Annotated in this window: 9 protein-coding genes and 1 pseudogene; 2 read left to right on the top strand and 8 right to left on the bottom strand. The window is 58.2% G+C overall.

Translation table 11 applies throughout. The features are described 5' to 3' along the window. The 8 genes and pseudogenes from BUB23_RS25305 to BUB23_RS25270 all read right to left on the bottom strand — a co-directional run. A partial coding sequence (locus BUB23_RS25305; protein ID WP_143161135.1) for a helix-turn-helix domain-containing protein occupies positions 1–226 on the bottom strand: 226 nt, incomplete at its 3' end. Positions 227–477: 251 nt separating this feature from the next. Then, the gene (locus BUB23_RS25300; RefSeq protein WP_073109923.1) at positions 478–1,278 is read right to left on the bottom strand and encodes an SDR family oxidoreductase; all 801 of its coding nucleotides are present in this window, start codon (positions 1,276–1,278) and stop codon (positions 478–480) included. A 63-nt stretch (positions 1,279–1,341) separates the two neighbouring features. Further along, positions 1,342–1,734, bottom strand: coding sequence for a nuclear transport factor 2 family protein (locus tag BUB23_RS25295; protein WP_073109921.1), 393 nt, complete (start codon positions 1,732–1,734; stop codon positions 1,342–1,344). Positions 1,735–1,788: 54 nt separating this feature from the next. Next, positions 1,789–2,280 carry a helix-turn-helix transcriptional regulator gene (locus tag BUB23_RS25290; protein ID WP_245801388.1) on the bottom strand — a complete coding sequence of 164 codons (492 nt, stop codon included), beginning with the start codon at positions 2,278–2,280 and terminating at the stop codon, positions 1,789–1,791. A 27-nt stretch (positions 2,281–2,307) separates the two neighbouring features. Then, a pseudogene (locus tag BUB23_RS27505) lies at positions 2,308–2,472 on the bottom strand (helix-turn-helix domain-containing protein); the annotation flags it as partial. Between the two features lie 283 nt (positions 2,473–2,755). Next, positions 2,756–3,157 (bottom strand): type II toxin-antitoxin system VapC family toxin, encoded by a 402-nt coding sequence (locus BUB23_RS25280; RefSeq protein WP_073109913.1) that lies wholly within the window; start codon positions 3,155–3,157, stop codon positions 2,756–2,758. Beyond that, positions 3,154–3,420, bottom strand: a complete 267-nt coding sequence (locus BUB23_RS25275) for an AbrB/MazE/SpoVT family DNA-binding domain-containing protein (protein WP_073109943.1) — start codon at positions 3,418–3,420, stop codon at positions 3,154–3,156. The genes BUB23_RS25280 and BUB23_RS25275 overlap by 4 nt, the downstream gene beginning before the upstream one ends. A 298-nt stretch (positions 3,421–3,718) precedes the next feature. Continuing rightward, positions 3,719–4,633, bottom strand: a complete 915-nt coding sequence (locus tag BUB23_RS25270; protein WP_073109911.1) for a LysR family transcriptional regulator — start codon at positions 4,631–4,633, stop codon at positions 3,719–3,721. Positions 4,634–4,739: 106 nt separating this feature from the next. On the opposite strand from BUB23_RS25270, the gene BUB23_RS25265 reads away from it, so the two are divergent. Beyond that, the gene (locus BUB23_RS25265) at positions 4,740–5,687 is read left to right on the top strand and encodes an isocitrate lyase/PEP mutase family protein (RefSeq protein ID WP_073109909.1); all 948 of its coding nucleotides are present in this window, start codon (positions 4,740–4,742) and stop codon (positions 5,685–5,687) included. Position 5,688: 1 nt separating this feature from the next. Beyond that, on the top strand, positions 5,689–6,510 hold the full coding sequence (locus BUB23_RS25260) for an amidohydrolase family protein (RefSeq protein ID WP_073109906.1): 822 nt from the start codon (positions 5,689–5,691) through the stop codon (positions 6,508–6,510). The last annotated feature ends 88 nt before the right edge of the window (positions 6,511–6,598 follow it).

Below are 6,598 nucleotides of genomic sequence, written 5' to 3'. Positions count from 1 at the left end.
GGATCCAGTGTGGCCGTGCCGCTTCGATACGTTCTAGCAAATAGCCCTTATACGGATCCAGCTTGGTCGGCCGTGCCGTTCTGGGACTGTATTGCTCGGCTGCCGTCTCTCGTAGATACCGCCTGATCGTATTGCGTGAGCACCCCAGCTCGCGCGCCATCTCTCGAATACCGGCGCCATGCCGCATTAACACCTTGATTTCCACTGCTTGCTCCTGGGTCAACATAGTCGGCGGCCAAAAAACCACCATATTCGCCCAAGTGGGTCAGTTTTACTCCGGCGCAGTGGGTCAGTATTACATCGGCGCTAACACGAAGGATAGGACGATCAGTAAATGGTCGCTGGCATGTCCGTATACGTCGTGATTTGGCAGCCGATTCTATTGACGTAAGGCGCATCGCCGATGGACTCTGCCGCAATGGCGGAGGTCAAATCGGCGGAAAGGAATGAATCTTGGTGCCCGCAGTGGTAATTCTCTCACACAGTTCGGATAGTCCCACCGTCTAGCACGCAATCCATTCCAACAGCGAAAGATGCGCGATCTGATGCGAGGAAGGCAACGAATTCTGCGACTTCTTCGGGATGCCCAGGCCGTCCTAGCGGAATGCCACCGATCAAGTCCATGATGCGTTGCCGTGCGCCTTCGAGTGAAGCGCCGCGGGCATCCTGATACTGGGCCATTTGCTCTCTTGCTCCTGAGGTCTCTATGAAACCAGGTGAAACCATGTTGACCCGCAAGCCACGCGATGCAAGGCTAAGGGCCAAGCCTTTGCTATAAGTCCTCAACGCGCCCTTGGCCGCTGAGTACGCCAAGGTGGCGCCAGACTCGGGCAATATGTGTGCAATCGAGCCTATATGAATGACGACTCCGTTTCCTCTGGCGAGCATGCCTGGAACCAGTGCGCGATCCAGACGCACTGGAGCAAGCAAGTTCAGGTCGAGTGCAGCGCGCCATACCTCATCGTCGAGGGTTGAAAAATCCCCCCTCGGCGCTTCACTGGCACCAAGGTTGTTGATCAGAATATCGATGCCATTCCAGGACGACTCGATGCGCTTTACGATGTCTTCGACGCCAGCAGGCGTGCCAAGATCGGCTTCAATGAAGACCGCGCCAGTGGGTGCCTCTTCCGAGAGCTTTCGAGCGGTGATCGCAACTTGTGCGCCAGAAGCGAGAAACCGTGAGGCGATGGCGGCACCCATACCTCGTGTGCCACCGCTCACCAATACACGTTTAGACTGAAACTCACTCGATAGGTCGCGCAGCTGCGTTGTTTGCATGGTCGTTTATCCTAAAAAAGCATTAGCTATTATCTTGTTTATAGAGATGATCAACTGCGTGGATTAGCGGATACCAGGCTCTGGCTTATCGGGATAGCTGACCATGTTCAGCAGAACGATCAGTTGCGCAATCTTGTCATTAATCAGTGTGAAATAATTAGTGAGAATGATGGGGTCGGGCAAACCGGCTTTGTCAAAGTCGCCATCATTCTTGAGTCGCACGATGTACATCCCCTCAAGCTCGTACGCACTGACCAGTTCGACCCGGACGTTGTCGCCAAAAATTTCTTTTTCAGCCCACTTCGAGATGGCATCGACTCCGACCCATTCCCGCCTTGCGTCGTTCACGAGAGCGTTTGAAGCGAAGGTCGCTGCGAATGCCGCTGGGTCAGGTGTGTTGTGGGCTTGAATGTGATCAAGGATCACTGACGGCAGAGAGTTGGTTACGTCTTTCATAGAAGCCTCCATTGATAGAAGCCGCATGATGGAGCATCCGACTGACAGAACCTGTCAGGAGCCGAGAAGCGCCGTATGCATCCGCTTCAATAGCGTCGCTCGGCGCTCTGTATAGCGGCCGCATTCAACCGCCGATACGATGCGATCAATGCGAAACGTTCGAAAATCCTGCCGGAGTTCACACCATGCACCAACGATGCGGGCGCTCTCCATAAAACCTACGGCGATCGGCCATATGATCCGAGCACTATGATCGTTTTTGGCATCAGCGTAGGCTATTTCTAACTTTTCCTGTGAGCGGATAGCACGTCTGATCACGCTTACTGGCACCGGCCCTTCAGCCTGTTCACCTACTGGCCCCGGCATTGCCAAAGGCTCATCAAACGCAGCTATCTGGACGGAAGCTGGCAACATCGACGAAATTTTTGCCCTTGTAGTGACCACCGCCCGTCGAAGCACATCGTCTCCACGCTGGTTCACATACTTGAGACCGAGCAAAATCGCTTCGACTTCCTCGATCTCCAGCATCAGGGGAGGAAGGAACATGCCTGGCCTAAGGACGTATCCAAGGCCCGCCTCGCCTACAATCGGCGCACCCTCGCCTATCAGAGTCGCAATGTCGCGATAGACTGTCCGCTCCGATATGGCTAAATCGCGCGCAAGTGCTGCGGCAGTGACTGGAGTTCGCCGCCCGCGGAGCAACTGAAGCAAGCTGAGTAGGCGTCCCGAACGCGACACGGCTTAGACCTTATTGGCACTAATAGTCTTTAATATAATCGCAATAGGTTCCTCGCCTATCAAGATTAAGTAATTTACCCATCCCAAGAAACTTTTGGATGGGCCGCTTAGCCCCGCCATGCTTAACTTTCCGGGAATCTGACTAAGAAGAATACCTTCAAATTTCTGCCAGCATTCGTGGACGCCCCCCTCGTCGTTTTGTTCTGAAGTAACGATACATCGCATCACGAAGATCCAGCTATTGGAGAATGTTGTGTCGAGCAACACACAATGCGCACAGCGTTCAGATAAGCCAGTTTTCCACGGCCAGGCCACGTATGCGCTCAAACTCCTTGGTGTTGGCAGTCACCAGCGTCATGCCTAGCGCGTAGGCGTGGGCGCCGATCAACAGGTCATTGGCGCCGATGGGTTCTCCAGCCGCCTCCAGTCCTGCGCGAATGCCGCCGTATTCAGTGTCGGCCGGGATGTCCAGAGGCAGGACGGGAATTGTCTCCAGGAGGCTTTCAACCCGGGCCAGCAGCTTCGCAGAGCCTTTCTTTGCGCAGCCATAGCGCAGCTCCGCTGCAACAATGATGCTGGTGCAGATTTCTTGGTGGCCGACCCGCTCTATATGATGGGCGGCGGGGCCATCCGGGTCGCGCAGGAGCGCACTGATGATGTTGGTGTCGAGCAGGTAGCCGCTCACAGGACATCCTCCGGCACGCTCGGTGTGTCGGGGATGTCGGGGAACTGATCTTCAGGAGCGAGCGGCTCGTCTTTTCTCCATTGGGCCAAAAGCTCCACGATGTTCCTTGGTCCGGTCACAGGCTCAATGATGAGCTTCGTGCCCTCTCGACGGATCAACACACTATCGCCCGGCAACTCGAACTCAGCAGGGATACGCACGGCCTGGCTGCGGTTGTTGCGAAAGAGCTTGGCCTCGCGAGGCCTGGACTTGGTGGCGGTCATGTTCGCCTCCTTGAATGCATATGCCATATTGTATATGCCAAAACATTGGAACGAAAGCATCTCCTCCCTACCCTGGTCCCGCCCCCTGCATGACTCAGTGAAAATTCTGATCTTCCGGCAGGGAAATGATCCGCAAGACTTATGACCCCCGCCGTATGCGAGTGTCAAAGCCCGCGAAGTCCGCATCCGCCCGCGCGGCATCGAGGATGAAAGCGCGGCGCGATCGATCAGGCAGTGCTCCTCTGGCTTGATGCGCAGATTCAGGGTCTCGCTGCCATTGCGTCAGCCGCTGGCCGGCTCACACCAGGGGCGGCGCGAAGTAGTTGCCCTTCTGTATGACATTGCGGGCGATGCGCACGACCGCCTCCAGGCCGTCGGAGTCCGAGGAGCGCGGATAGGCGGCGCAAATCTTGAGCGGCTTGAGTTCGACGCGCTGACGGTAGCTGACCACCGCGCCGCGCTGGATCTCATCGCGGAGTATGCAGGTGGGCAGGACGCTCATGGCGACGCCGCTGGCGACCAGCCTTGCGATCATGGCCAGGCTGTTGCAGGTGCTGAGCGCCGGGCGGCTGGACTTTTCCGCCGCGCACCACTTGGCCACGATCTCATATAAAGGCGACGGCGGGGGCACGCAAAGCACAGTCGTTTCCGCCAGGTCGCCGGGGCTCAGTATGGTCGTTCCCAATAGCTTGTTCGCGCTGCCTATCCATGCGACGGGGGCCAATGCCAGGGGCTCGAGATGGATCTGCGCCTCGATGCCCGGATCGCTCAGCAGCGCGATATCAAGCTGGCCGGATTTGAGCTGGTCGCAAAGGATAAAGCTGTTGCTGACGGTAAGCTCCACGCGCAAGCCAGGATAGGTGGCGCCCAGCGCCGAGATGATTTCCGGCAGGCAAGTTATCGCCACCGTTTCCGACGAGCCGACGCGCAAGGTTCCCTGCAGCGGATCCCCGGTGCGCAGCCTCGTCTCCATCTGGTCGAACAGGCTCAGTATCTGTTCCGCATATTGCGCCGCGATGACGCCGTCGCCGCTCAGTTTCGCCTTGCGTCCTTCGCGTTCGAAGAACTTCGAGCCCAGGGCTTCTTCCAGTTCCTTGATGCGCAGGGAAATCGTCGGCTGCGTGACATTGATGTGCCTGGCCGCGGCCTGGAATGTGCCCAGCCTGGATATGGCCAGCAGCGCTTCGACTTGCGCGAGCGAATATTTTCTCATAAGAAAAACCTATCAAATCAGCGCTGAATCTTTAATTGGTATCGTATTTTATTTATTGATAGCATGTCCGGACGATATATCGCAACGACCATCAAAGGCAAGCAAAATGACCAAGGCAAGACAATTGCGGGATGCGATACACGCGCCGGAAATACTCGCCCTTCCGGGCGTATATGACGGCTTCAGCACCCGGCTGGTGGAATACAGCGGCTTCAAATCGGCGTTCATCACGGGCAGCGGCGTCAGCGAAGCCCGGATCGGCCAGCCGGATGTCGGAATCATGGGGCTGGAGGAAAACGTCGCTGCCGCCCGGGCGATAGCCGCCTGTTCCGACCTCGCCCTGCTGGCCGATGGCGACACGGGCTACGGCAATGCGATCAATGCCTATCATACGGTGCGGGCCTTCGAACGGGCGGGCGCGGCCGGCTTGATGCTGGAGGACCAGGTATGGCCCAAGCGCTGCGGCCACATGCGCGGCAAAGAGGTCATCCCGCTCGAGGAAATGGTCGAGAAAATCCATGCGGCGTGCGAAGCGCGGGCCGACAAGGATTTCGTCATCAAGTCGCGCACGGATACGCTCGCCACGGATGGCGTGGACGAAGTGATCAGACGGTTGAACGCCTACGCGGAAGCCGGGGCGGACCTGCTCTTCGCCGACGCTTTGCTGACCCGGGAGCAAATCTCGACCGTGGCCCGCCATATTTCCAAGCCTTTATGCGTGAACATGGGCTTCGGCATCCGGCAGCGGTCGACCACGCCCCTGCTGTCGGCGGCGGAATTGCAGGAACTGGGCGTGGCCGTCGTGATCTTTCCTCGCTTGCTGACTTCCTGCGCATTGATGGGAATGAAGAACGGCCTGGCATTGCTGCAGCAGTCCCTGGACAGCGGCAAGGCCGTCGACCGCCCCGACGCCACCGTGACGTTCGAAGAACTGAACGAGATCATGGGGATGCGCGAAGTGCAAAGCCTGGAGGACCGCTACCTGACCAAAGCGCAAAAGCAAGCCAAATATCACGGGGAGGCGTCCTCGCCCGTGGCGCAAAGGCAGGCCTGACATGGACGCCCACCCTGCCCGCCAGTTGCCGCAAGGCGCGGTCGACTGCCATGCGCACGTCATGCAAAAAGACGCTCCGCTGGCGGCAATGCGCCATTCGGCGCCGGCCCGGGATGTCTCGGTGCAAGAATACTTGAGGATACTGGATGCTCATCATGTGGCTTTCGGGGTCCTGACGGCCCCCAGCTTCTATGGCACCGACAACTCGCTTCTGCTGGCGGCCCTCGGCGAGGCGAGCGGCCGATTGCGCGGAACCGTCACCGTGGATCCGGACATCGCCCATGGCGAATTGCTTGCCATGAAGGAAAAGGGGGTGTGCGGCGTCCGGCTGAACTGGATAAAGCGCCCGGCATTGCCGGACATCTCCAGCGCGCAATACCAGCGGCTGTTCGACCTGCTGCGGGAGCTGGATATGCATGTGGAAGTATTCATCGAAAGCCGGCTGCTGGGCCAGGTCCTCCCCGCCATCCAGCGCAGCAAGGCCAAAATCGTCATCGACCATTTCGGCAACCCGGAGCCGGAGCAAGGAACCGATGGCGAGGGCTTCAAGCGCTTGCTGGACGCCATCCACTGCGGCAATACCTGGGTCAAGCTTTCCGCGCCGTACCGGCTGGGCGGCGCCAGCATCCAGCCCTATGTGGACCAACTGCTCCAGGGCAGCGGCGGCGAGCGCGCCGTATGGGCGACCGACTGGCCCTGGGTCGGCTTCGAAAACCAAATCACTTACCGGCAGTGTGTCGAATGGCTGTTCGACTGGGTCCCCGATGAGAAGCTCAGGCATAAGATTCTCGTGGAGACTCCCGGAAAGCTGTTCGGTTTCTGAAGCCGGGCGGGATATTTATTGTCTTGAGCAGTCGAGGTCATAGGCAACATCGAACGTTAGCGTTGTACCCACCAGACGGATGCAAGGA

Origin of the sequence: Pollutimonas bauzanensis (assembly GCF_900129885.1) — a bacterium.
Classification (GTDB): domain Bacteria; phylum Pseudomonadota; class Gammaproteobacteria; order Burkholderiales; family Burkholderiaceae_B; genus Pollutimonas; species Pollutimonas bauzanensis.
Note: the sequence above shows the minus strand (reverse complement) of the source record. Positions and strands in the feature narration are given on the sequence as shown.